26 protein-coding genes are annotated in these 25,841 nt (G+C 39.4%); 13 read left to right on the top strand and 13 right to left on the bottom strand.

The window, feature by feature from the left end:
• The first annotated feature begins 160 nt into the window (after positions 1 to 160).
• A complete protein-coding gene (locus tag GQR39_RS06800; RefSeq protein WP_165735186.1) occupies positions 161 to 910 on the top strand; it encodes an electron transfer flavoprotein subunit beta/FixA family protein in 750 nt (249 codons plus the stop codon).
• Positions 911 to 1,837, top strand: a complete 927-nt coding sequence (locus tag GQR39_RS06795; protein WP_165735185.1) for an FAD-binding protein — start codon at positions 911 to 913, stop codon at positions 1,835 to 1,837.
• 140 nt (positions 1,838 to 1,977) lie between these two features.
• Here GQR39_RS06795 and asnS read toward each other — a convergent pair whose 3' ends face one another.
• Positions 1,978 to 3,375, bottom strand: a complete 1,398-nt coding sequence (asnS, locus tag GQR39_RS06790) for an asparagine--tRNA ligase (protein WP_010552735.1) — start codon at positions 3,373 to 3,375, stop codon at positions 1,978 to 1,980.
• Positions 3,376 to 3,672: 297 nt separating this feature from the next.
• Here asnS and GQR39_RS06785 point away from each other — a divergent pair, with 297 nt between their 5' ends.
• Positions 3,673 to 4,107: an ATP-binding protein gene (locus GQR39_RS06785; protein ID WP_007586798.1), complete on the top strand. Its 435-nt coding sequence runs from the start codon at positions 3,673 to 3,675 to the stop codon at positions 4,105 to 4,107.
• 218 nt (positions 4,108 to 4,325) lie between these two features.
• Here the strand turns inward: GQR39_RS06785 and GQR39_RS06775 are convergent, their stop codons facing one another.
• The 8 genes from GQR39_RS06775 to bioA all read right to left on the bottom strand — a co-directional run bounded on the left by GQR39_RS06775 (position 4,326) and on the right by bioA (position 13,259).
• Complete coding sequence (locus tag GQR39_RS06775; RefSeq protein WP_165735184.1) at positions 4,326 to 5,390, bottom strand: HD domain-containing phosphohydrolase; 1,065 nt, start codon at positions 5,388 to 5,390, stop codon at positions 4,326 to 4,328.
• Between the two features lie 40 nt (positions 5,391 to 5,430).
• Positions 5,431 to 5,796, bottom strand: a complete 366-nt coding sequence (locus GQR39_RS06770) for a response regulator (protein ID WP_010552738.1) — start codon at positions 5,794 to 5,796, stop codon at positions 5,431 to 5,433.
• Complete coding sequence (locus tag GQR39_RS20455) at positions 5,771 to 6,961, bottom strand: PAS domain-containing sensor histidine kinase (RefSeq protein ID WP_010552739.1); 1,191 nt, start codon at positions 6,959 to 6,961, stop codon at positions 5,771 to 5,773. Before GQR39_RS20455 ends, GQR39_RS06770 begins: the two co-directional genes overlap by 26 nt.
• A 441-nt stretch (positions 6,962 to 7,402) precedes the next feature.
• Positions 7,403 to 8,419, bottom strand: a complete 1,017-nt coding sequence (locus GQR39_RS06760; RefSeq protein WP_165735183.1) for an ABC transporter ATP-binding protein — start codon at positions 8,417 to 8,419, stop codon at positions 7,403 to 7,405.
• A 14-nt stretch (positions 8,420 to 8,433) separates the two neighbouring features.
• Positions 8,434 to 9,933 (bottom strand): iron ABC transporter permease, encoded by a 1,500-nt coding sequence (locus tag GQR39_RS06755; protein WP_024593497.1) that lies wholly within the window; start codon positions 9,931 to 9,933, stop codon positions 8,434 to 8,436.
• On the bottom strand, positions 9,933 to 10,973 hold the full coding sequence (locus GQR39_RS06750) for an extracellular solute-binding protein (RefSeq protein ID WP_165735182.1): 1,041 nt from the start codon (positions 10,971 to 10,973) through the stop codon (positions 9,933 to 9,935). Before GQR39_RS06750 ends, GQR39_RS06755 begins: the two co-directional genes overlap by 1 nt.
• A complete protein-coding gene (locus GQR39_RS06745) occupies positions 10,974 to 11,786 on the bottom strand; it encodes a hypothetical protein (protein WP_024589225.1) in 813 nt (270 codons plus the stop codon).
• A 171-nt stretch (positions 11,787 to 11,957) separates the two neighbouring features.
• Positions 11,958 to 13,259 (bottom strand): adenosylmethionine--8-amino-7-oxononanoate transaminase, encoded by a 1,302-nt coding sequence (gene bioA, locus GQR39_RS06740; protein ID WP_165735181.1) that lies wholly within the window; start codon positions 13,257 to 13,259, stop codon positions 11,958 to 11,960.
• 93 nt (positions 13,260 to 13,352) lie between these two features.
• On the opposite strand from bioA, the gene bioB reads away from it, so the two are divergent.
• From bioB to GQR39_RS06705, 7 genes are all read left to right on the top strand, one after another.
• Positions 13,353 to 14,393, top strand: coding sequence for a biotin synthase BioB (gene bioB, locus GQR39_RS06735; protein WP_165735180.1), 1,041 nt, complete (start codon positions 13,353 to 13,355; stop codon positions 14,391 to 14,393).
• 12 nt (positions 14,394 to 14,405) lie between these two features.
• Entirely contained in the window at positions 14,406 to 15,557 is a 1,152-nt protein-coding gene (locus GQR39_RS06730; RefSeq protein WP_165735179.1) for an 8-amino-7-oxononanoate synthase, read from the top strand.
• Positions 15,554 to 16,441 (top strand): methyltransferase domain-containing protein, encoded by an 888-nt coding sequence (locus GQR39_RS06725; protein WP_165735178.1) that lies wholly within the window; start codon positions 15,554 to 15,556, stop codon positions 16,439 to 16,441. The genes GQR39_RS06730 and GQR39_RS06725 overlap by 4 nt, the downstream gene beginning before the upstream one ends.
• 28 nt (positions 16,442 to 16,469) lie before the next feature.
• Positions 16,470 to 17,153 carry a dethiobiotin synthase gene (gene bioD, locus GQR39_RS06720; RefSeq protein ID WP_165735177.1) on the top strand — a complete coding sequence of 228 codons (684 nt, stop codon included), beginning with the start codon at positions 16,470 to 16,472 and terminating at the stop codon, positions 17,151 to 17,153.
• 121 nt (positions 17,154 to 17,274) lie between these two features.
• Positions 17,275 to 18,846, top strand: a complete 1,572-nt coding sequence (locus GQR39_RS06715) for an FAD-dependent oxidoreductase (RefSeq protein ID WP_165735176.1) — start codon at positions 17,275 to 17,277, stop codon at positions 18,844 to 18,846.
• Positions 18,847 to 19,059: 213 nt separating this feature from the next.
• Complete coding sequence (gene htpX / locus GQR39_RS06710) at positions 19,060 to 19,923, top strand: protease HtpX (protein WP_165735175.1); 864 nt, start codon at positions 19,060 to 19,062, stop codon at positions 19,921 to 19,923.
• A 257-nt stretch (positions 19,924 to 20,180) separates the two neighbouring features.
• Complete coding sequence (locus GQR39_RS06705) at positions 20,181 to 20,690, top strand: hypothetical protein (RefSeq protein ID WP_240918184.1); 510 nt, start codon at positions 20,181 to 20,183, stop codon at positions 20,688 to 20,690.
• A 108-nt stretch (positions 20,691 to 20,798) separates the two neighbouring features.
• Here GQR39_RS06705 and GQR39_RS06700 read toward each other — a convergent pair whose 3' ends face one another.
• Positions 20,799 to 21,221 carry a hypothetical protein gene (locus GQR39_RS06700; protein WP_165735174.1) on the bottom strand — a complete coding sequence of 141 codons (423 nt, stop codon included), beginning with the start codon at positions 21,219 to 21,221 and terminating at the stop codon, positions 20,799 to 20,801.
• 69 nt (positions 21,222 to 21,290) lie between these two features.
• Positions 21,291 to 21,818, bottom strand: a complete 528-nt coding sequence (gene gloA, locus GQR39_RS06695; RefSeq protein ID WP_024599602.1) for a lactoylglutathione lyase — start codon at positions 21,816 to 21,818, stop codon at positions 21,291 to 21,293.
• A 255-nt stretch (positions 21,819 to 22,073) separates the two neighbouring features.
• On the opposite strand from gloA, the gene GQR39_RS06690 reads away from it, so the two are divergent.
• Positions 22,074 to 22,616, top strand: coding sequence for a hypothetical protein (locus tag GQR39_RS06690; protein WP_165735173.1), 543 nt, complete (start codon positions 22,074 to 22,076; stop codon positions 22,614 to 22,616).
• Between the two features lie 5 nt (positions 22,617 to 22,621).
• On the opposite strand, the gene GQR39_RS06685 is transcribed toward GQR39_RS06690, so the two are convergent.
• Together GQR39_RS06685 and GQR39_RS06680 are read right to left on the bottom strand one after the other, a co-directional pair.
• Entirely contained in the window at positions 22,622 to 24,211 is a 1,590-nt protein-coding gene (locus GQR39_RS06685; protein WP_165735172.1) for an MASE1 domain-containing protein, read from the bottom strand.
• Positions 24,198 to 24,827 carry a response regulator transcription factor gene (locus tag GQR39_RS06680; RefSeq protein WP_024599605.1) on the bottom strand — a complete coding sequence of 210 codons (630 nt, stop codon included), beginning with the start codon at positions 24,825 to 24,827 and terminating at the stop codon, positions 24,198 to 24,200. The genes GQR39_RS06685 and GQR39_RS06680 overlap by 14 nt, the downstream gene beginning before the upstream one ends.
• A gap of 148 nt (positions 24,828 to 24,975) precedes the next feature.
• Between GQR39_RS06680 and GQR39_RS06675 the strand changes: the two genes are divergently transcribed.
• Entirely contained in the window at positions 24,976 to 25,428 is a 453-nt protein-coding gene (locus GQR39_RS06675) for a DUF302 domain-containing protein (protein ID WP_165735171.1), read from the top strand.
• A 41-nt stretch (positions 25,429 to 25,469) separates the two neighbouring features.
• A complete protein-coding gene (locus GQR39_RS06670) occupies positions 25,470 to 25,826 on the top strand; it encodes a hypothetical protein (RefSeq protein ID WP_240918180.1) in 357 nt (118 codons plus the stop codon).
• Positions 25,827 to 25,841 lie beyond the last annotated feature (15 nt).

The following is a 25,841-nucleotide window of genomic DNA, read 5'->3' as shown; positions in this document are numbered from 1 at the left end:
ACAGCCTATTTTTAACCTTGCAAATTAAACGTTACAGACTGTGAATAGTTAAAGGTTATTTTAGGTTGACGTTTACGTCAACAGGAAGTAGTCTAATTTCATAAAATAAATAAGTTGACGTGCACGTTACCTTGTAGGTTTAAATAATTATGGAGTTCCTATGAAAGTTCTCGTACCAATAAAAAGAGTGATTGATTACAACGTAAAAGCACGCGTTAAAAGTGATAACAGCGACGTGGATTTAACCAACGTAAAAATGGCAATGAACCCGTTTTGTGAAATTGCTATAGAAGAAGCAATCCGCCTTAAAGAAGCCGGTACAGCCAATGAAGTTGTTGCTGTTACTATTGGTCCTAAAGCATCGCAAGAGCAATTGCGCACAGCATTAGCACTGGGTGCCGACAAAGCCATTCACATCGAAACCGATGAAAAGCTCGAGTCACTCCATATTGCAAAGCTACTCGCTAAAATTGTAGAGCAAGAAACGCCTGAACTTGTTATTTTAGGTAAACAGTCAATTGACTCAGATAATAATCAGACAGGTCAAATGCTAGCGGCTTTAACTAAACGTGGGCAGGGTACATTTGCATCCAAGGTTGTTATTGAAAATGGCAAAGTAAACGTGACCCGCGAAGTTGATGGGGGCCTGCAAACGGTAGCACTTAATTTACCGGCGGTTGTTACAACTGATTTACGCTTAAACGAGCCTCGTTACGCATCACTGCCAAATATTATGAAAGCCAAACGTAAGCCGCTTGAAGTAATAGCAGCTGATTCGCTTGGTGTTGATTTAACACCGCGTATTCAATTAATAAGTGTAGAAGAGCCAGCTAAACGTACCGCAGGAATTATTGTTGAAGACGTTGCACAGCTTGTAGAAAAATTAAAAACAGAGGCAAAGGTGATTTAAATGAAAACACTCGTAATTGCAGAGCACGACAACGGTGCCTTAAAACCAGAAACCTCAAAAACTATTAACGCCGCAGTAAAAATTGGTTTTCCTGTTGATGTACTTATTGCAGGTAACAGCCTAAGCGCAATGAGCTCACACGTTGCTAGCATTGATGGCGTAGCTAATGTTTTAGTTGCCGATAATAGCGTTTATGAACATCAGTTAGCTGAGAGCATGAGCGATTTAGTTTTATCTCTTAGCGACACCTACAGCCACATTGTTGCAAGTGCTACTACAACAGGCAAAAATTTTATGCCACGTGTTGCTGCGTTATTAGATGTTGCGCAAATTTCTGAAATTATCGCAGTAGTGGACTCAGATACATTTAAACGTCCAATTTATGCAGGTAATGCAATCGCAACGGTTAAATCACTCGACAGTAAAAAAGTAATTACCGTACGTGCTAGTAGCTTTGATTTACAAGGCGAGCAATCAGCAGCGGCTATAACAAGCATTGATACAGTGTCTGATTCGCAATTAAGTAGCTTTGTAAGTGTTGAACAAACAGAGTCTGAACGACCTGAACTTACGGCTGCCACTGTGGTTATATCGGGTGGTCGCGGTATGCAAAACGGTGAAAACTTTGCACTACTTAATGGTATTGCCGACAAATTGGGAGCAGCCATTGGTGCGTCGCGCGCAGCAGTTGACGCAGGCTTTGTACCTAACGATATGCAAGTAGGGCAAACAGGTAAAATTGTAGCGCCTAATTTATACATTGCAGTAGGGATTAGCGGTGCTATTCAGCATTTAGCCGGTATGAAAGACTCAAAAGTAATTGTCGCGATTAATAAAGACCCCGATGCACCTATTTTTCAAGTTGCAGATTACGGTTTAGTGGCTGACTTATTTGAAGTACTGCCACAGCTCGAAAGTGCTTTATAGCGCTTAATTAAGCAAAATTTATTCTGGTTGAAAGCCGTGGTGCTCTTTGAGTGCTGCGGCTTTTTTATTCGGTAAATTAAAGACACAAAAAAACCAGCCAATTGGCTGGTTTTTAGTATTTATAAACGGCTAACTTAGTATTAGTAAGTTGCGCTGCCTTTAGTACGAGGGAAGGCAATAACGTCACGTACGTTGCCCATACCTGTTACATAAGCAACTAAGCGTTCAAAGCCTAAACCAAAGCCTGAGTGCGGCACGCTACCGTATTTACGTAGATCGCGGTACCAGCTGTAATCTTCTTTGTTTAAGCCCATTTCTTCTAAGCGTGCATCAAGTACATCAAGGCGTTCTTCACGTTGTGAACCACCAATGATCTCACCAATACCTGGTGCTACAATGTCCATTGCGGCAACGGTCTTACCGTCTTCGTTTTGGCGCATGTAGAATGCTTTAATGTCACGTGGGTAGTTTTTAATAACTACCGGTGCTTTAAAGTGCTCTTCAGCTAAGTAACGCTCGTGCTCAGACTGTAAATCTACACCCCATTCAACAGCGTACTCAAACTTTTTACCACAGTTTTTAAGGATTTCTACTGCTTCAGTGTAATTTACCTGCGCGAAGTCTTTTTCTACAAATTCTTCCAAACGCGTAATTGCGGTTTTTTCTACACGTTGTGCAAAAAATTCCATGTCATCACGGCGCTCTTCAAGTACGGCTTTAAACACATACTTAAGCATATTTTCAGCAAGTTTTGCGATGTCTTCTAAATCAGCAAACGCAACTTCAGGCTCTACCATCCAAAATTCTGCAAGGTGGCGTGATGTATTTGAATTCTCTGCACGGAATGTTGGGCCAAACGTGTAAATTTTTGACATTGCAGAAGCGTAAGTTTCGCCATTTAACTGGCCAGATACAGTAAGGAATGCTTCTTTACCGAAGAAATCTTCGCTGTAATCAACTTCGCCTTTGTCTGTAAGCGGTAAGTTTTGCATATCAAGCGTAGACACACGGAACATTTCGCCAGCGCCTTCACAGTCACTTGCCGTAATAATTGGCGTGCTGATCCAGTAAAAGCCTTGCTCGTGGTAAAAACGGTGAATAGCTTGTGCTAAACAGTTACGTACACGAGTTACCGCGCCAATCATATTTGTACGAGGGCGAAGGTGAGCGTGCTCACGTAAGTACTCAATGCTGTGACGTTTTGCCGACATTGGGTATGAATCTGGGTTTTCTACCCAACCTAATACAGTCACTGTATTAGCTTGAATTTCGTAAGATTGACCTTGGCCAGCAGATTGTACTAAAACACCAGTAACCGACACAGAACAACCGGCTGTTAAGCTAGTAACTTCATCATAATTATTCAGTGAATTAGGAACTACCGCTTGAATAGGATCAAAACACGAACCGTCATGAACGGCTAAAAATGAAATTCCTGCTTTTGAATCGCGGCGAGTACGGATCCAGCCCTTAATTGTTACTTGGCTGTCTACCGCAACATTGCCTTTTAATAGCTCTGAAATCGCTAAATGGCTCATCTTCACTCCAATGATATAAGTTGCCTAACTATTTTATTTTAACTGTGCGCAGCACTCGGGCATAAATTGCACATAAACGGCGCTGCACTTGAACCCTGTATCTTACCTAGTAAAGTTGAATAAAAAAACTATTGTGAGCAACTCTTTAAAAGTTTTTATGCATGCGGTTTATTTTTAAACAGTTTTTAGAGTTTAATTACTACTATTATGATTTGTTGCTCTTAAATTTAATGATTTTGTGGCATTATTAACAAACAAATCAAATTACTATTTATTCACACTTAAAAAATCGATGCTATGAAACAAGTTTTTATTTTACGAGGACTACCAGGAAGCGGTAAGTCTTACTACGCGCAAAGCCTTGCTGACGAATTAGGTGGAGTTGACGAAAGCCAATACCTAATCTGCTCAACTGATGATTACTTTATTAATGAGCAGGGCGAATATCATTTCGATAAATTTAAATTGTCGCAATTTCATAATTTAAATTTAGCGCGCTTTATAAATGCACTTGCTCAAGGTATGCCATTGGTAATTGTAGATAACACCAATATTAAAAAGTGGGAATTTATAGCTTACACTCAAGCTGCTGTTGCTTTAGGTTATCAAGTAAAAGAAGTGATAGTGGGTGAAGTGAAAGACAAATCAATGCAGCACTTATATGCTAAACGTAACTCGCATAATGTCCCGCTTAAAACAATAAGCAAAATGGCCTACATGTTTGAGTGGTAGTGCTAAATTTTAGACTGCACGTCTAAATTATTTTGAGTTATAGTATCTAAATGAGCAGTGATTTTTTCATTGCTCCAATCCCACCAAGCTATATCTAGCAGCGTATTTATTGTTTTATCGTCAAATATAAAAACCTACTTGAGGAAAACCTTCCATTGGTGAAGGATTATTGGGGTTTGGTCCGTTCATGGGGTTCCCTCTAATTAATTATGGACGTGTTACTTTTCAGCATACTTTTGTTTAATTGCTAAAATCTCTTCTTGAACTGCAAAAAAAGCATCCACTACTGCGGGGTCAAAGTGCTTCCCACTACCTTCTTTAATAATGGCAAATGTTTTTTCTTGTGAGAATGATTTTTTATAAGGACGTTTTGAGGAGAGAGCATCAAATACATCAGCAATAGCAACTACGCGTGCTGCAATTGGAATTTCATTACCTTTTAAGCCATCAGGATAACCAGAGCCGTCCCATTTTTCATGATGTGAGCGGGCAATAATTTCACCGAGTTTAATAACCTCAGAATCAGAACCTGAAAGTATGCTGGCGCCTACAACGGTGTGCTGTTTCATTATTTCCCATTCTGCAGCATCTAATTGTCCTGCTTTAAGCAAAATATGATCAGGTGTAGAAATCTTTCCGAGGTCATGCATCGACGCTGAAAATAAAATATTTTCAACTGTTCCCTCATCTAGCCCTACACTGCGTGCAACGGCCTCAGAATACAAACTCATACGTTGAATGTGCGCACCCGTTTCTTCATCTTTGTATTCAGCAGCTTTGGTTAGCCTATTAATTGTTTCTAGTGATGCGGCTTTAATGCTTTGCATTGCTTGCTTTAGTGATTCAGTTCTTTGAGCAACTTCAGCTTCTAATTGTTTCTGATAATTTGTTCTTAAATCGTTATAGTCTTTAATCTTAAGAAGGGACTTAACGCGCGATAATAGCTCGTTTTTATCTACAGGCTTTGTAATAAAATCATCGCAACCAGCATCAATCCCTTTAACTCGTTCTTTTGTCTCTCTTAAAGCAGTAATAAGGACGATAGGTAATAGCTTTAATAAAGCGTCTTCTCTAACTCGGCGTGTTACTTCAAAACCGTTCATACCGGGCATCATTATATCAAGTAAAATAAGGTCTACAGGTTGTTGTGCTAAGATATCTAATGCTTGTTGCCCGCCAGTCGCTGTTACTGTTTTATATCCCTTGGGTTCAAGATAAGCTTGCATGAGTTCAATATTTTGAAGGTTGTCATCTACAACCAAAATTAAAGGGCTATCTTTCATTAACTTTTCCTGTGTATCAAGGTTTAAATAATTGTAGTCATTACTTTATATATAAACTTATTTGTTGAGCAAACGTGCGTGTATCTATAGGCTTCGAAATATACGCACTGTTAGGTATACACAGTAATTGGTCTATATCTGCGGGTAAAACAGAAGCGGTAACAAAAACAATAGGAATATCTGCCGTTTCTTTTTCATCACGCAAAATTTTCGCAACTTCTGTTCCAGACATATCTGGGAGTTGGACATCTAATATAATAATTTTTGGAGTCTCACGCTTTATTGTTAAAAGCGCATCTCTTGCATTCATAGCAGTGAATACTTCAAAATTTGCCATGAGTAAAAGATCTTCCTCTAGCAATAGGTTATTCGCATTATCATCAACTATAACTATTTTGGTTTTCATTATGCTTTACCACAGACTTTTGTTTAATTGGCAAAGTTATACGAACCGATGTGCCTTTATTAACACCTTCAGATTCAATAACAAACTCGCCTCCATGCAACTTTACTAGACTTTTTGCGATTGGCAGCCCAAGTCCTGTACCTTCTGTTAATCTAGAATAGGGGGTTTCTATACGGAAAAAACCTTCAAATATTTTTTCCATATTTTCAGCAGCAATACCTATACCCGTATCCCAAATTATTATTTCTATTTCTGTATCAGTATGTCGTGTTTTAACGCCAATTTGACCCTCATCGGGTGTGAACTTCACTGCATTTGAAAGCAAATTATAAAGTATCTGTTTAACCTTAAGGGAGTCAGCTTCAATTGGTGGCAAGTCATCAGCAATATCAAGACACATATTCAATTTTTTCTGGTTAGCTGTATCTGCTGTAAGCCCTGTAATTTCGTGCAATACTTGGCGTATCGGCAAATGAGAGATGGTTAGACTCATTTTGCCTGCTTCAATCTTTGCCATATCCAGTATTTCATTAATAAGTAACAGTAAATGTTTGCCGCTCACCAATACATTTTTAACATACTGTTTTTGTTTGTCATTTAAAGTGCCAAATGTTTCGTCGTAGAGCACCTCAGAAAAACCATTTATAGAATTAAGTGGGGTTCTCAGTTCATGCGACATATTTGCTAAAAACTCTGATTTAACTCGAGCAGCACTTTCCAAGTCACTCGTTAGCACTTCTAGCTCTTTATTCGCTTTTACGAGTCCTTCTTGAATCGCGTTACGTTCAGTAATGTCCTCGATAGACAATAAAATAATACGATCTTTTGACTGAGTACGTTTAATTTGCCTTGCGTTGAGCAGCATTGTACGCCAACCAATTGTTTTAAAATTGTGCTCAACTTTATAATCATCAAAGCTCGTTTTTTGAGGCAATATGGTTTCTAATAATTCACGAAGCTTGGGAATGTTCCATTGATTATTACCAAGGTTGTATATTAGTTTCCCGACTGTGTCTTTATGATTAGCGCGAAAAAACTCATAAAATGAGCGGCTTGCTGTAACTACTCTTAAATGTTGGTCTAAAACAATCAGTGGTTCTCGAACCGTGTTTACAATACTTTCGGAGTATTCTAAGAGTTCTTTCTTGGTACTTATTTTATTCACTATCTAGATCCTTTGTACCATTAAGGGCTGAACAACTTTATAAACGTTTAAAGGATAATTAAGGTTCAGCAATGCTTGAATATAGCTTTATTTTTATAATACGTTCGCTAAAAGCAATGCTTAATAATGTGTTTTAATGTTTGTGTGTGGTTTTAACTAATATAAAAGGCGTAACCTGATAAGTGATATCTGAGAGGAACTATTTAACATTAATCTTTGTTCAGTAAACAGCAACAGCTGATTAATAGCAAGAGGTTCATAATTTAACCTGCATATTATTGTTGTTTATTGGCTATAGTGAGCTTTTTAAAGGTAAAAAGTATTAGTTTTAAGCGAGATAGGGTTTTAACGGGGAACGTATTTAAACTGAATTTTGGGTCTAAATAGTAAGTATTGATGTAGGTATTAATGTTTAAATTAATGCCTACATCAATATTTTAATCAGTCTATAGATTTATAAACCGCTAATGGGTGCGAGGTACTTAGTGATACATGCACTTCGTCGCCAGGGTTTACAACAACTTCATGGCTTACTCGGCTAGTTACAACCGTAGAGCACGCAAGTTTTACAGCACACAAGCGGCTGCCACCTTCAAAACGTACCCAAATTACTTCGCCGTTATTGCCAACACTGCTTTGTACAAGTAACACATCGTCTGGTCGAAGTAGTACATCAACGTCGCCACTTTCACAGTCAACACCATGAGCGGGAGCATTACCAATTGAGGTAGTGGCTTGTCCTTGGCTAAATTGGCCGCTAATAAAGCTGGCTTCACCTAAAAAACGTGCTACAAAGCGATTGTTTGGGGTACTAAAGCAGCGCTCGGGTGTATCGATTTGCTGAATTTTACCGCCTTTAAGCACACCAACACGATCGCCAACTGAGAGTGCTTCTTCTTGGTCGTGTGTTACCCAAATAGCTGGTACGCCAGCGGCTTTAAGTGCGTTTCTAATATCCCAACGAAGCATGTCTTTAAGGGCGGCATCTAAGTTTGAAAGCGGCTCATCAAGCAATACAAAGTCAGGTTGGTGGGCTAGGGTGCGCGCAAGTGCTACACGTTGCTTTTGTCCGCCAGAAAGCGTTGCTGGTTTTTTATCTCTAAAATCGCTCAGTCCAAGTAGGTTTATCCAATATTCAGCAGGGGCTGTATCTTTTAATCTAAAGCAAATGTTTTGCTGTACGGTTAAGTGCGGAAATAACGCAAAATCTTGAAATACCATACCTACACTGCGTTTTTCAGGAGGTATTGTTAATTTGGGTGTAGCGCGCCATTTATCCGTGTTTATTTCGCCTTCGCTAATAGGTATAAGGCCAGCAAGGGCTTGTAAAATTGTACTTTTACCGCAACCTGTTGGCCCTACAAGCATAAGGATTTCGTTTTCACCCAGCGATAAGTTTAAATCGCTTACTACGCGGTTACTGCCATAATCTATAGACAACTGACTTACAGATAGCATTGTTTCTTAAATCCTTAATGTTCAAACTGGTTGCGTTTTTCGCCAGACATCATAATAGCTAACCCGCAGGCAGATATCACTACTAACAATAATCCAGGAATAGCAGCGCGACCAAAATAGCCCGCTTCGTATACACGCCATAAATAGGTAGAGAGGGTTTCAAACCCTGTTGGGCCAAGTAGTAGCGTGGCTTCTAGTTCGCGCATTGACTCTAAAAACACCAGTGCTGCACCGGCAATAATACCGCGCATAGTTAAAGGCAGTGTTATACGAGTAAATACTTCACGTGGGCTTGCCCCTAATACGCGTGCAGACTTTACTAAGCTTGGATCTAAGTGTTCGGTGCTTGTTCTAACAGAGCCTACAGCAAGTGGTAAAAATCGCAGCATATAAGCAATAATAAGCAATCCCAGTGTTTGGTATAAAAACGGCAACTGCAATCCACCGTAAACAAGCGCTGTGCCCATTACTATACCCGGAATACCAAAACCAAAGTAAGTAACACGTTCCATTATACGACCCGCTTTTCCACTAAGTGCGGCATGTGCAACGGGGATCGCAACGATAACGGCTACAATTGCCGCAATACCCGATGCATACGTAGAGTTCCACGCAATATTAAAATCAAATGAGCTAAAACCATCACGAGCTAACCAAAGCGAAAATATAGCCAAAGGCAAGCCAATAGCGAGTAGCAAAACAGGTGCAAACGTAACAAACATTGCACTTAATTGTAATTTGCTTGGGAATAAAATTAACGGACGACCTTGGCGCTCAGGGGCTGTTTTTATTTGTGATTCAACTAAAAGTAAAAAGCCAACAATAACCATCAGTTGAAGCGAAAGCATGGCTGCGCGGCCTAACGCAAAAGCGTTGTATTCAACGTAAATTACGCGGGTAAACGTATCTAAGCGCATCATTGCGGGTGTGCCAAAGTCTGATAACGTATAAAGGGCGACTAACAATGAGCCTGCTGCAATACCGTTAACTACGCGCGGTAGTATTACTTTAAATATACTTTGCGTCATCGACATTCCAAGCGTTCGTGCAGCGTTAACCATGCTTGCATCAAGGCTCAGTAAAGATGAGCGAGTTGTCATCATTACAAATGGGAAGGTATAAAGCGTCATTACAATGGCGGCACCGGTTAGGCCATACATTGATGGGGTTTCTATTCCTGTTAAGGTGTTTATTTCGCCACCGGGGCCAAACGCTGCATAAAGGGTAAATGCGCCAATATAACTGGGGATTGCCAGCGGCGCCGCAAATACAACCAGCCAGAGTTTTTTAAATGGTAAATGCACATACGCGCTAATAAACGCCAGTGGCACGCCAATTAAAATAGATCCGAGTACCGTTAAACCCATTAAGGATAACGTGTTACCTAAAATTTGAAGATTGTGGGTGTCAAACACTGAGCTTGCATCGCTTGCAAGTACAATTAATACATAAACAGGGGTAAGCGCAACAAGCGCTGCAAGCAGCGCCATTGGGTAAGAGGCCGGTATTTTCATTACAATACGCCGCTGCTTCGCATCAAATCTATAGTAGGGCGTAAATCAGCTAGCTGTGTTAAATCTACTTTAGGGGGAGAAATATCAGCAAGAGACGGCAAACCTTTAGGTTGAATAATACCATTTACTAACGGAATTTCGTACGCTTCACTGGCTAAGTAACCTTGTACTTCTTTACTTAGTAAGTAACGCATAAAGTTTGTTGCAAGCGGATCGTCGTTAAGCGCTAATACACCCGATGCATTAACTAAACAGCCCGCATCATTTTGTGTAAATGCTAAATCTAGCTTGGCATCAGGCTTGCCTGATTTTAAACGCAATGTGTAATAGTGATTTGCAAAACCAATATCAACTTCACCGCGTTCAACGCCCATAACAACGCCTAATTCACCTGCGTATGTTTTAGCACGTTTTTTAATCTTTTTAAGCCACTTAGCAGTTTTGTCGTCGCCTTCTAAAATTCGCATTGCGGTTACAAACGATTGAAAAGAAGCGTAGGCGGGCGCCCAGCCAATACTTAAATCGCTGTCGGCAATTTCCATAATACTTGTTGGAATTTGATCTTTGGTCAAACGCGACGTGTTATATGGCAATGTACGAATACGGCCAGTTACTGGAGCCCACTCTTTATATCTAAACTGTGGTTGTAACTGAGCAGATAAATCACCTGGGATAGGTTGTGCAAGGCCTGCATCGGTTACTAAACCAATTGCGCCTGAATCAACCGCCCAAAATAAATCAGCGCGGCGAACGCCGGCTTTAGCTTCTGCAACAATCGTATTTGCTAAAGCAGCAGTAGGACCTCGGCGTATACCGAGTTTAAAGTCTGGATTTTTTTTCTGGATTGCTTGCAATACGTTTTCATACAAACCACCTTCGCCTCGGCCTAAATAAAGGGTTAACTCGCCTTTAAGCTTTGGTAAATCATCAACAGAAACTGGGTTTGCTATATCAGCGGCTAGCGCACGAGAAAGAGGCAGTGGCAATGAGCCAACCACCCCTAACGCAGCTAGGCCTTGAATAAAGGTCCTACGCTTCACTTAAAATACATCCTTACGGGCTTTTTCGGCTTTTTCTATTAAAACCTTAGCGCGGTCTAATTTTGTTTGCATATCACTGATCACATCGCGTACTTCATCTACGCTTTTGCTGTTTTTAATTGCTAGTGGCAGTGTTACGTTAAAGTCTTTTTCCAGCACTTCAACTAGGTTAGCGTCTTGCTCAATAAGTGTACCTTCAACGCCTTCAAACAGGTGTAGGTAAGTGTCATGAACAATTTCAGTTGCTTCGTCTTGTAAACGCTCAGCAAATTTAGCTACTACACGGTCTAATTTGTGCTTAATTTCATCAATTGTGGCACTTTGTGTCATTTCTTTTGTAGCGGTTGCTTTTACTGTGTCTAACAAGCCTTTTTGCTGGAATTTTGCAGCAAGCTTAACAGCCCCAAGGCCTTGCCACAAGGCTATGTTCATCGCTTTTTGTTGTTTACGAACTTCCTCAGCAGGCTGCTTATTATCAATGGCCATTTTTACGCCATAAAGACCCTGCCAAATAGAAGCGTATACCGGTACAAAGTTAGTTTCTATTGCGCTGTGAAACTTAACTGATTCCCAATATTCAATTAAATCATCAGTTTTTACAGATTTTGCGCCTTTAGTATCGTAGTCGCTTACCATGGTATCAACTTTGCCTACCATCCATTCTACTTCTTCTGCGTAACTTTTAAGGTTAGCTTGAAGATGATTAACATGCTCGCCAATAGGGCCGTTAGCTAATACTGGTTGAGCCATAAACGCCGAGGCTAGTAAAAGGCTTGCACCTAAAGTTTTGGCTGGTTTAAATAGTAATTTCATAGCAAAGAAGTCCAAAAAGGTAATTGTAAATGATAGACATTATCATATAGCTAATAGTTAACGAGATCAATAACCACAAACTCGCTTAATAGATAAAAACACTAAATGTAGCGGTAGGTTACAGTAAATAGCGCTATAACCTGTATTAGGATTAGTTATTGAGACCGACTATTAAGCGTAATGCTTGCCTTTAATGGCATTATAAATGGCATCACACAGTGTTTTTATACTTGTGTCGTCACTTATATACGGTGGCATAAGGTAAATTAGTTTACCGAATGGGCGTATCCATACGCCTTGCTTTACAAAATAAGCCTGAATTTTAGCAACATCAACATTGCCCGCAGCCTCGTTTAGTTCAACAACGCCTATTGCACCTAAGGTACGCACATTGGCAACCGCATCTAATTCACTGCATTTATTAAGTTGTTGTAGTTGGGTGTTTATTTGGCTTATTCGTTGTTGCCAGTTTTGCTCTAGTAATAAATCAATACTTGCGCAGGCCGCAGCACAGGCAAGCGGGTTACCCATAAAAGTGGGGCCGTGCATTAAAACACCTGCTTCACCTTCGCTTATGCCAATGGCTATTTTATTGCTAGTGATAGTGGCCGATAGCGTCATTGAGCCGCCAGTTAATGCTTTACCAATACACATTATATCGGGCTCTATATTGGCGTGCTCTACAGCAAATAATTTACCTGTACGGCCAAAGCCTGTGGCAATTTCGTCGCAAATTAGCAGTACGTTATATTGGGTGCACAATTTACGTACGCAGGCTAAATAATCAGGGTGATAAAAGTTCATACCACCGGCGTTTTGTACTATTGGCTCAATGATAAAGGCGGCTACTTGGTTATGGTTTGCTTTAAAGTATTCTTCAAGCTCTTGAGCTTCAGCTTGGTTAAATTCGCTGCCAAACTTACTCACCGGTGCAGGTACAAAAACATGCTCAGGTAAAAAGCCGCTATACAAACTATGCATTGAGTTAACGGGGTCGCATACGCTCATGGCTGCAAAGGTGTCGCCATGGTAGCCCTTGTAAGGCGTCATTAATTTTTGTTTTGTTGTAATGCCTTGGCTTAACCAATATTGCAGCGCCATTTTTATTGCTACTTCAACACTTACCGATCCGCTGTCGGCTAAAAATACTTTAGTTAAACTCGGCGGCGTTATATTTACTATTTTTTTGCAAAGCTCTACTGCGCTGTTATGCGTAATTCCGCCAAACATAATGTGGCTCATATTATTAATTTGCTCAATCATGGCGTTATTTATAACAGGGTGGTTATAGCCATGTATTGCGCTCCACCACGAGGCCATGCCATCGATTAATTGCTCGCCAGTTTCAAGGTGAATAATGTTGTGATTTGCATGTGTAACGGGATATACCGGAATTGGCTTAGTCATAGATGTATATGGATGCCAAATGTGCTCACGATCAAAATCAAGGTCAATCGCATTCTTTTTAATCATATGTAAACTTTAACTTGGTGGGCTTCGTTGACAATGTTACTTCAACTCGTAGACTAAGCCAATATCACCGTTGAGAAAAAATAAGAGAGTATTATGGAACTTGCACCTGTTCGTCACGATTGGACCCACGCTGAGGTTAAAGCATTATTTGAAATGCCATTTAACGATTTACTTTTTAAAGCCGCATCGGTTCACCGTGCTAATTTTAATCCCAATGAAGTGCAAATTTCTACGTTGTTATCAATTAAAACAGGCGCTTGCCCAGAAGATTGTAAATATTGCCCGCAGTCGGGGCACTACCGTACTGATTTAGAGCGCGAACGCTTAATAGAAGTAAAAAAAGTAGTAGAGCAAGCACGCCTAGCAAAACAAAAAGGCGCAACGCGTTTTTGTATGGGCGCAGCATGGTCAGATCCAAAAGACAGAGACATGCCATACATTTCGCAAATGGTTAAAGAAGTAAAAGAGCTAGGGTTAGAGACCTGTATGACGCTAGGTAAACTCACAAACGAAAAAGCCCATGAGCTTCGAGATGCAGGGCTTGATTACTACAACCATAACCTCGATACATCACCTGAATATTACGAGCAAATTATATCAACCCGTACTTTTCAAGATAGATTAAATACCATTGACCACGTACGCGATGCCGGTATGAAAGTATGCTCGGGCGGAATAGTCGGCATGGGCGAGCAAGCAAGCGACCGTTTTGGACTACTTATGCAACTAGCTAATTTGCCACAACAGCCAGAAAGCGTGCCTATTAATATGTTGGTTAAAGTTAAAGGTACACCGCTTGAAAACGTAGACGATTTAGATCACTTTGAATTTATACGTACCATAGCAACAGCGCGTATTATGATGCCACACAGTTATGTACGTTTGTCAGCAGGGCGTAACGCCATGAACGAGCAAATGCAGTCAATGTGCTTTTTTGCAGGCGCTAACTCAATATTTTATGGCGACAAACTACTTACCACCGAAAACCCAGACGCTGATGCCGATATGAACCTCATCAAAAAATTAGGCATGAACCCAGAAAAACGTCACGACTATTCAGACGAAGCAGTAGAAGCTTCGCTTTCATCGCAAGTAGCCGACAAAGCAACCTCTGAATTGTTTTACGAAGCGTAGGCTTTTATATCTATGCCTTTTGATTTTATAAACACGCATCTGCAGGCTCGCCTGCAAGATGCGTTACTTCGTAAACGCCACGTAGTGCAACATGCAACAGCGCGTACTATAACGGTTAATAATAAAACCTATCTTAATTTTGCCAGTAACGATTACTTAGGCTTTGCAGATGAGGCTGTTAACCTTAATAACTCTCACGCATTAGGCAGCCACAGCTCCGCATTGGTTACAGGTTATCAGGCGCAGCAAAAAGGGCTTGAACAATATTTATGCGAGCAATTTGGTTATGGCGCAGGGATGCTATTTAACTCAGGGTTTAGCGCTAATAGCAGCGTAATTAAAGCGTTGTTTCAAGATAAAGCGGCTGCGCAAAACAGCGCTATTTTTCAAGATAAGTTAAATCATGCAAGCTTGATTGACGGGGCTATGCATTCTAACGCGGCTTTAGTGCGTTTTAATCACAACGACATGAACCATTTACGCTCACGGCTCGAAAAATCAAAAGCGCAAAACAAGCTAATTATAAGCGAAGGCGTATTTTCGATGGATGGCGATACCGCGCCTCTTAAAGAATTACTCGCACTTGCAAAACAGCACAACGCATGGCTGATGATTGACGACGCACACGGCTTTGGTGCATTAGGCAAAACCGGTTTGGGCAGTTGCGAAGCGTTTATTACTCAAACGCTGCCAGATATATTAGTCATTACCTTTGGTAAGGCAGTCGCCAGTAGCGGCGCGTGTGTATTAGGCAGTAAACAGTTTATTGATTACATGCTGCAATTTAATCGCGATTACACGTATTCAACCGCTATGTCGCCGCTTATGGCAAGCCACACACTTGCGCGTATTAAAAGCATAAAAACAGCTGATGATAAACGCGATAAGCTAAATGCCAATATTGCATTATTTAAGCAACTCGCTAAAACCCATAATATTGCAGTTATGGAGTCAAACACAGCCATACAGCCCATTGTATTAGGCTGCGCTGAGCAAACGTTGCAAGCGGCAGATAAACTTAAACAACAGGGTATTTGGCTCACTGCAATTAGACCGCCCACGGTTGCACATAACACCTCACGTTTACGCATTACTTTAACAGCCGCACATACTGAGCAAGACATAACGCACTTAGTTAAGCATTTAGTAGGTGCAATAGCATGACTGCTCAGCCAGTATTAAAAACAGACCTAGTGCAAACACAACTTGTAAAACCGTGCCTAGTAAGTAGCGAGTTAAATAGAGAGTTAAATAAAGAGTTAACTAGCGAATTGGATAAAGAGCTAAGCAAGGAGCTTAAAAAGTCCACCCAAAGTAAATTTTCAAAGGCGGCAGCGCGTTATAACACCCATGCAAATGTACAAAAACACGCAGCAAGCGATTTATTTAAACTTATAAAACCAGGCTTTAATCAAAATAAGCTTTGTGTTGATTTAGGCGCAGGCCCGCTTGTTAATACGCATACCTTACAAAGTATGTTTGCAAGCGTTATTGCCATGGATTTGAGCATAAATATGCTGCAAAGTAGTTATTTAACCACAGCTAAAATATGTGCCGATATGGATAACTTACCGCTGCAAGCAAACAGTGTTGATGTTATTTACAGTAACTTTGCAGTGCAATGGTCTGCTAATTTTTCGGCTTTAATGCAATCACTTTACAGCATATTAAAACCAGGCGGGCAGGCGTACATAAGCACTGTGGTAGAGGGCTCACTTAACGAAATAAAAACAGCGTTTGCAGCGCTTGATTCAAACAGCCACATAAATACTTTTAATAGTGAATTGCATATAAACCAATCAGTCCAAAAAGCAGGGTTTACTATTAACAGCGCTCAAAAACGTATTTACACCGATGAATACACAACACCTTTAAAAGCGATTGCCTCAATTAAAGCTATAGGCGCTACTACGCAAAATCATACTAATACGCGCCAAGGGTTACTTACCAAATCGGCGCTACAAAAAGTATGCAGTGCGTATCCGCTTATAAATAACAAAGCATGTGTATCGTACCATGTGGTATTGTTATCATTAGAAAAACACTAAATAAGCCCAAAGACATTAAAGGCAACGCATGAAAGAATTTTTTATAACAGGCACCGATACCGATGCCGGAAAAACCCACGTTACCAGTTTGCTATTAAAGTTACTTGCCCAACATAAAAAACAAGCCATTGGCTTTAAGCCTCTTGCTGCTGGCTGCGAAATGGCGTTTGAGCAGCTAGTAAATGCTGATGCCCTCATACTGATGGAAAGCGCAACCGTCAGCGCTAAATACGACGTAGTAAATCCGTTTGCGTTTGCACCACCTATTGCACCGCACATAGCTGCTGATCAAGTTGGGGTGAGTATTACTGTCGATAAACTAAGTGATGCTTATAAAAACGTAAAACAGCAAGGCGCTAATTACATACTTACCGAAGGCGCGGGTGGCTGGGCGTTACCTATTAACAAAAACGATTATTTATACGACTGGGTTAAAGCAGAAAAAATGCCGGTAATACTCGTTGTAGGTATGAAGCTAGGTTGTTTAAATCATGCGTTACTAACCGCTGCGCATATGCAAAGTATGGGTATAAACTGCGTTGGCTGGATTGCAAACCAAGTCGATAAAAACATGGACGAGTATCAAGCAAACCTTGATTCACTCAAAGCACGTTTACCGTTTCCAATACTTGCTATAAGCCCATACAGCGAGCAAACTCCTAAGTTACAAATATACAAAAGCTTGCTTAGTGCGTTATCTATAAACACTTAAGTGGTTTTAAAAAAGTTACTTTTTTAGGTAAATCTTGAAATAGTCAGCCTTAGTACACATATAAACGTTTATAAATACATAGCTTGCTTAAAGACAGTGTTACTAAGGACATAACGACTATATGACGCACCCATTTATTGAAAACTACGCCCCAGATGCGCACGTAAGCGCTGAGCCAAAAGCACTAAACTATGGCTTACCTAAAAAACGCGTAGGCATAATTGGTGGGGGCACAGCTGGCGCCACAATAGCCATTAGGCTTGCTGCGTTAGGGTTAGAAACTTATGTACTTGAAAAGAAAAAGTCGTTAATTGATGGCCCTCCAATGTGCCATTTGCATGCAGGTGGCAACTTATACCGTGAAATACCCGACGAAGACTGCATAGATTTACTCAAGCAATGTATAGATATTGCGCGCCTTTATCCTCACACCATCGATGTTCGCCCTACAGTATTTGCAGTGCCTAAGCGCGATGACGACTCACCCGAGGATTTATTTCCGCGTTTAAATAAATTAGTAAAAGCCTACAGCGAGCTTGTTGAGCAAGATAGCGCTAACAAAATATTAGGCGAGCCAGAGCATTATTATCAGTTATATAGTTATGAGCAAATGCTAAAGCTTGCTAAGCAAAAACAAGTAGCCAAGCCCACGTCGTTAGATGAGTGGATGATACCCGTTGCTAAGCATTTAGATTTAGATAAGCTAAAGTTTCCGCTTATTGTTGCACAAGAATATGGTTGGAATATATTTCGTTTATCGGCCAGTGCACAACTAGCACTTGCACAGTACAAACACGCTCACGTTTTAACAAGCACCAGTGTTAAAAATGTATCGCCAGTTATAAATACCAATAATGATAAGCACACACTTAAGTGGCGCATTGAATACCAATCAGAGCCAAGCCTTGATGAACAACCTGATACTTCAACTAATACACAAACCATTGAGGTAGATTACCTAATAAATGCGTGTGGTTTTCAAACCGGTATTATTGACGACTTGGTTGGGGTGGATGTAAAGCGCATGGTCGAATTTAAAGCCTCTTACATCACTCATTGGCAAGGTGCTGGTGGGCAAATACCCGAAATTATTATTTACGGTAACCGTGGCACACCAGAGGGCATGGCGCAGCTAACGCCTTACCCAAATGGATATTTTCAAATACACGGCATGACCAACGACATTACGCTATTTAATGATGGCTTAGCTGATGCAACACTAATGAGCGCACAACCTAAACTCCCCGATAAATATCTGCATTATATTAAAGATGGCTGGGATAAAGCAGCGTTGCAAACACGCACCCAAACAGCAATTGATTATGTAGCCGAGTTTGTACCTGCGTTTAAAACTGCTAATACACAAAATAATGCCTTGTTTGGCGGGCAACAAATCCCAGGTGATGATGACACTTTGCGCGTAGCCGATGTAAGTTTATATTCGCATATTAGTTATGCGCGGGCCGAAAATGTTAAAGCATCGTCAACGTTAATAGCTGCAGATCAAATAGTGTCTGAGTTTATAAAATTAGGAATAATAAGTAGCGATCCTGCTGTAAATCATCACCGCAGTACCCATCAATGGTCGTACCTTAAACATAATAGCAGCGACAAAATTGGCGAAGTTGCACGCATATTGGCACACGAGCGTGGATTTCCAATTGATATGGCAGAGCTAAATAACAGCTTGTAATAAGCTGATTTATAAAGAAACTTCAGTTTTAAAATTGCTGTAAAACTCTTCTTAAAAAAATTATCAATAAACACATAAATAACACTTGTGTTATGACATAGTTTGTCACAAAATAGCGCTAACGTTATGACATAGTGTGTCATGACGTAGTGATTGCTTTAACCTAATTTATTTTAAGCGTTCGGTGATCAATATTAATTTTGTGAGGACAATATGAAACGTGTATTTTTGTTTTTATTAACTAACCTAGCGGTTATGTTGGTATTAGGTGTAGTGCTTTCAATAATAATGAGTGCGCTGGGTTTAAGCCATCGTAGCCTTGGCGGAATTTTAATTATAGCCACGGTGTTTGGTTTTGGTGGATCGTTTATTTCGTTATTAATGTCGAAATGGATCGCTAAAAAATCAACCGGCGCGCATGTAATTACGCAGCCCCGAAACGAAACCGAACGCTGGCTTGTACAAACGGTATCTGCGCAAGCAAAAAAAGCAGGTATTAAAATGCCAGAAGTGGCTATTTACGACAGCCCAGAAATGAACGCATTTGCAACCGGCCCAAGTAAAAACAACTCGTTAGTGGCAGTAAGCACAGGCTTAATGCACAACATGACCAAAGATCAAGCCGAAGCCGTACTTGCCCACGAAGTATCGCACGTGGCTAACGGCGACATGGTAACGCTTACCCTAATACAAGGCGTGGTAAACACCTTTGTAATATTTGCTGCAAAAGTACTGGCAGGCATAGTAGATAACTTTATTAATAGCGATGAAGAAGAGGGTGGTAGTAGCTGGACATACTTCTTATTCGATATGTTATTCCAAGTATTATTTGGTGTGCTAGCAAGCATAGTAGTTGCAAGTTACAGCCGTAAACGTGAGTTTGCAGCCGACAGCGGCGCAGCAAAACTAGTTGGTGCTGACAAAATGCGATCAGCCCTTGAGCGATTAAAGCAAAACCATCCTTCGCAATTAGAAGGCTCAATGATGGCCTTTGGTATTGCAAGTGGCAAAGGCATGGCTGAATTGTTTTCATCGCACCCACCGCTTGATGCGCGAATCGACGCACTTCGTAAGTAATTATGTAAAATAGTTAATATACTAAGCCAGCTTAATTGCTGGCTTTTTTATGTTTACGTTAAAATACCAAAATACGCATGCACTGTGTTTATATACAGCACCCTGTGTTGCTTTATAAAATCGTTACTTTTTTAAGCTATATGTGTTTACGAAGTTATTATGTATAAGTAAACTAAAATACCTTAAAGCCAGCAATACTACTGGTTTTAATACTTAACATTTAATACTTAACAAGGATGCTTATTGTAGTGGAAAAGATGCAGCAAACTAAAGAATGCATTATGTGTTTTAGCGCTATAGATTCACGCGCTAAAAAATGCCCGCAATGCACCTCACTTCAAGCTAAATATTCTAATTTAGAAAACAATCCCATTATTATTGGTGCATTGGCCTTAATTATTGTTGGTATTTTTGGGTTTATTTTTTATCAAAATATATATGTAGCAGGGCTTGAAGAACAAGCACAAAAAAACCTAACTGCTAATGTAAACCAAATTAGCACTAAAAATGAAACCGATGGTTTGTATGTTGCCTGTATAGGGAAAATAAAAAATGAATCAGATTTTTCGTTTAAAAATATAAAGTTTAAGGTCGATTTTTTAACAAATCAAAACGCACTAGTCGATACGGTATCAATAACCGACGAAGACCTAATTCTAATGCCTAATGATTCAACCAACTTTAGAGTAAGAGGTATTGCGCAAAAACAAGCGGCTAGTTATAACAATTGCCAAGTAACAATAACCGATGCTTGGGCCTTTAAATAGCTAATAATTTAAAATTTTTTAGGTTTTGTTACCTCACGAAATAGTGAGGTAACAAAACCTAGTAGCAATAAGATTGATAATTAATTGCGAGTATGGACTGTCCTATACCTATTTAGCTGCGCAGGTTCTCATTATGCTTAGCCAATTAGGAATGTTTGAGTTACCTATTTCTCCCATTCCATACGCATTAACTGTAGTTTCATCATTTGTTACTTTCAAAACTTCAATAAATAAGTAGTAATAGTTATCATAACTCACGGTTATTTCAGCAACTCCCAAGTCCGAATATATATTGGTATAAGTAGCATTTGAGAAGTTAATCTTTTGTTTTTCTGCTTTCTCGTCCCAACATTTAACAAGAGCCTGATAGTTAGCGTTAAAAGTTAAATTATCTTCCCTTATATCAGGAGAGTAGCGAAGGGCATCCTTATTATCTCTTGGAATGGTCACCACCGAACTACAACCTCCGAGAAAGATTGCGAATAGAATTACTACTTTTAACATTTTTACTTCCCTTATATTTTTATCCATGAAATTTAGCCCAACATTAAAGTAAAAATATTAGGCTACAGTTAGTTATAAAACTATAGCAGCTCATTATTACTGAGAAAGAATAATTTCAGTAATACCCTCAGCAGAGAGTATTTCAATCCAGTAGCCGTCAGGATCTTTAATAAAGGCTAAGCCTTTCATTGAACCATCATCTGGTTTTTTTACAAACTCTACATCGTATTTTGCAAAGCGCTCACTGGCTGCGTAAACATCCGGCACGCTAATACCAATATGGCCAAAGCCTTTAGGTTCTTGATTACCGCTGTGGTAGCCCTCAAAACTGTCATCGTTTTCAGTGCCCCAATTATGGGTTAACTCAATTAACGCAGGGCGACGAAACACCCATTCAGCTTTTTCCTTATCATCGCCTTCTGGCAACTCTTGTTCGTAGCCTAAAAAGTAAAGCGTAAACTTCATACCAGGAAAGTCATACTTACCTAAAAGCTTCATACCCAATACATTTTCATAAAATTCTAAAGACGGCTTTGGATCTTTAATACGCAACATAGTTTGCTGCATCACATAGCCTTGCGTGGCTTGTTCAATTTGCTCTGGAGATTCGTTATAGCTAGACATGGTGATCCTTACTGAAAATAATAAAGCGAAAGCATAGATATAGTACTTAATTTATCATAATCAACCGTATGATAAATTTAAACCACTGCTTTACTTTTTAACCATTAATAGTGGAATTAACTGTCAAAACGGAGCTTTATAAATAGCACGTGTTATTTTCTAAGCCATTTTCCTAGGTTGATTAGGAATATGGATGATTTTTTACTTTCATAATTGCTAATAAACTATTGAAAACTGGGACGTTAAGATACAAATATGACTTTATTAGATGAAAGTACAAAAGAATTTGGCAGTATGAGCGTATTACTTCATAACACCAATACAGCAAGTTACTGTATTGAGTGGTTTAGTAAAATGACCGGAGCGTCGATTACCTTAGCAAGAGTTGAAGCTGGCAAGTATTTAGTTACCCGAAAGTGGGCAGCAGGGCGCGAACTAGATGATGTTACCAGTGACTTTAACCGCGCTAACCAAGCCATTATTCATTTTTTGAATAATGTTGATATAGCTAAGATGAACGAGCAAAGAGTCGCCGCAGCTAAACTTTACTGTATAAATTTATTTGTAAAAGCAGAAGGTTTGAGGCCTGTTACTAACCCTAATTTACCAAAACCAAGGCTGCAAGACGCTATAGGTAAAAAGGTAATAGTAAAATCAACCTTAGGCAATTGCCAAATAGCTACCGGACTATTGCTACAGCTGGTGGGTAACCAAGTTGAAATTCAGGTAAACCCAGATAGCGCATTTGATGATCAACCAAGGCAAAAGTTTTACACTAAGCAAGTATCAATTTGTTAAAGTGTTTAACGGCCAATGCTTATAGGCAGTTTTACCTTAATGCTAAAGCCGCCTTGATTAGTAACCTTAAAGCTACCACCTAGCGCAATAGCTCGCTCTTGTATAAAAGCTAAACCATAGTGACCTGAGTTTTCTGTTGGTTTTACTTCGCTTCCGTTATCACTAATTTCTAATTTTATAAACTGACTATCCGTTTTAATATTTATAATAAGTTTGGTCGCGTTGCTATGCTTAATACAATTGGTAACAGCTTCTTGGCAAATCCTGTAAACGGCAATTTCATGCTCTTTAGTGAGCGTATCATCTACGTTAAAATTAACCTCATAGCCTATACTTGCTTTTGTAAGTAAACTTTTTAATCGCCCTTGAGTCATCGCATTTTGTAGCCCTAACTCGTCTAATTCACGAGGGCGAAGGTAGTGCATTAATTGGTAAACAGAATCGTACATAGAGTTTGCATTGCTTTTTAACGTAGCCACAAACGATTGTGTTTTTTCATCACAAAGGTGCGATAAAATAGCCAAGTCGGTTTTTAAAGCTGTTAAGTTTTGCCCAAGTTCGTCGTGTAACTCTTGTGAAAGGTGCTTACGCTCGTTTTCTTGCACGCTCACCATTTTAGCCCCAAGAAGAGTATTTTGATTAAGTTGCTTAGTCAGTGCGCGGTTAATCTTTTTTAATTCAGTATTTTTACGTTTAAGCTCTGTAATTGCCGCGCCTAACACCATGCTGGTAATCGCATTAGCCAAAATAAACAACTGGCTAATATAGGTATTGCTAGGCTCATGGGCCATGCTTGCTTCAACTATTATTAGTGCATTTATAAGTGTCGCGCTACTTACTGCGCCTAATACGCCAAAGCGATACGAAAACCAAATAATAGGTAATAACGATGCAAGGCGAAGTAATGGGTAAGTATCGGGCCGTATCAGGTATACAAGCATCGCAACAAGTAAAACAGTAGCTAACGTAACCGTTAAATTAGTTACTTTAAGTAATGCCGGGCGCTTTAACGAAAGGTTTAAAGAGTGAAGTAGCATAATAAACGGCGCAACTAATAACGAGCCTGTTATATCGCCAAGGCACATATTTAACTGATACTGTAATAGCTCTTTAGCAACCAATATGTTTGTAAATTCAAACGCACTAGAAAACAAAAACCACTTTATTGAGGTGCTCGCAACACACAATAAAATCAACGAAAGTATACCTAAACTATTATTAATACTTGGTGGCCAGCGGCTATGTTTAAACACATACACAAGGACAAAAAAGCAAAGCTCCTGCCAAAAACCATGCAGTAAATTAAACTCCCAAACCCCGGTCATTGTATAACCTAAGTGAGCAGCCAAAGCACGAGACGATATCCACAACGTAATCCAATACCGAGTTGGCGAAAGCAAATAAAAAGCAATTTTTATCCCTGCAGGAATAAATATAGCGCTACTTTCAAGGACAGTTTCTAAATTAGCTCCAACCCAAAAAGCAGCAATACAGGCAATAAAATAAATTATGCCAACTACAAACTGCTTTGTAATTTCTTTAACGGTTGCTGCAATAGAAAAATTAAAAGCAGGTAATGTATTAGGTAAGTTCATCTAACTGAATTACTCCCGCATCAATTGCTATTTTTAGCAGTTCAAACGATGTTGTTACATTAAGCTTGCTGTAAATATTTGCTTTATGCACATGCGCTGTTTTAGGCATTATTTCTAATTTTTGTGCTATTTGCTTTGCATTAAAGCCCTTTGCTAACAGTGGTAAAGCTTCGAGCTCTCGGTTAGTTAAAATAGTTAACGCTGAGTTTGGCGTATTTAAAGCAAAATTTACATCTTCACTTATATAGCGTTTACCTAAAGCAACTGATTTAACTGCATCAATTAACTCCTCCGACGCAGAGCGCTTAGACACGTAACCAAGTGCGCCTAATCTTAGCGCATTACTTACATAAGGTTCGTAATCGTGCATGGAGGCAACAATGGTTTTAATTTCAGGGAAATTTTCGTTAAGGTAGGTTAAAAATGTAAGGCCGGTTTCTGATTCATTAAGTGATATATCAACAATAAATATATCGGGTTGTTCAAGCTCAACAGCCAGTTTTGCTTGGCTAACATTGCAGGCTTCTATTATTACTTCCCAGTCTGCTTGTAGCTCTAGTAGTTTTTTAAAACTGTCGCGTACTAATTGATGATCTTCAATTATTCCAATGTGCATGTATTTCTCCCTTTAAATTTATTATACATTGAAACAGATAACCATCAGCCAAAAATTTTATTAAATTTAATTACCTAGCAAAAAATGTACATTGTAAAAATTAAAGGAGCAATAACGCTCAGTATTTATATATTTAAACGGAGACACTATGAAAACACTAAATATTATTTTTGGACTCGCATTACTCTTTGCTATTACAAATGCTAACGCAGTAGAGGGGCTAATTTCAGTAAAAAGCCCTCTAAGCGCTAAAGCTACTATGGATAAGTTTGAGAATTTAGCAAAACAAAAAGGGCTAAATATATTTGCACGAATAGATCACGCAGCTGGTGCTAAAAAAGTAGAACAGCAACTACGCTCAACTGAGGTTCTTATATTTGGTAACCCCAAAGGCGGCACACCTCTTATGCAGTGCGCACAAACAATAGGTATTGATTTACCGCTAAAAGCACTGGTATGGGAAGATGCACAATCGCAGGTATGGTTAAGTTATAACGATCCTGCTCATATAGCTGCGCGCCATAACGTACCAAACTGTTTAGTTGCTACAAAATTAAGTAAAGTATTAGCAGTACTGGCAGATAAAACCGTTGGGCCATAAAACTAACTTTAAACAATGCATTAGCCAAATTAAGGATGATTTTGAAACAATCTTCAATCGTATTTTTAGCCGTAGTAAGCCTGTTTTTACAGGCTTTTTTGCTAATCTCGCTAATTAGTTTTTTTACAAGTATTTACAATGCTTATGTAACATTTGCTGGTGGCGATCCTAAATTAATAGCAGGGCATATTTCATCAGGTATTGTAATTTCGTTAATACAAATTGCACCAGCAATAGCTGGCTATTTTATAAGTTACACGTTGATTAAAAATAAACGTGTAAATGACTTTGCATTGCTTAAATCTGCTTTAAAGTTTTATGCGTATCTATGGCTTTTATTTATCCCCATTGGTACGATTTTAGGTGCAAAGCTATTAACTCAATTAAAGAAGGGTTAAATTTAATAGCGGCTT

Source organism: Pseudoalteromonas sp. C8, from assembly GCF_011378685.1.
GTDB classification, from domain to species: Bacteria; Pseudomonadota; Gammaproteobacteria; order Enterobacterales; family Alteromonadaceae; genus Pseudoalteromonas; species Pseudoalteromonas arctica.
Note: the sequence above shows the minus strand (reverse complement) of the source record. Positions and strands in the feature narration are given on the sequence as shown.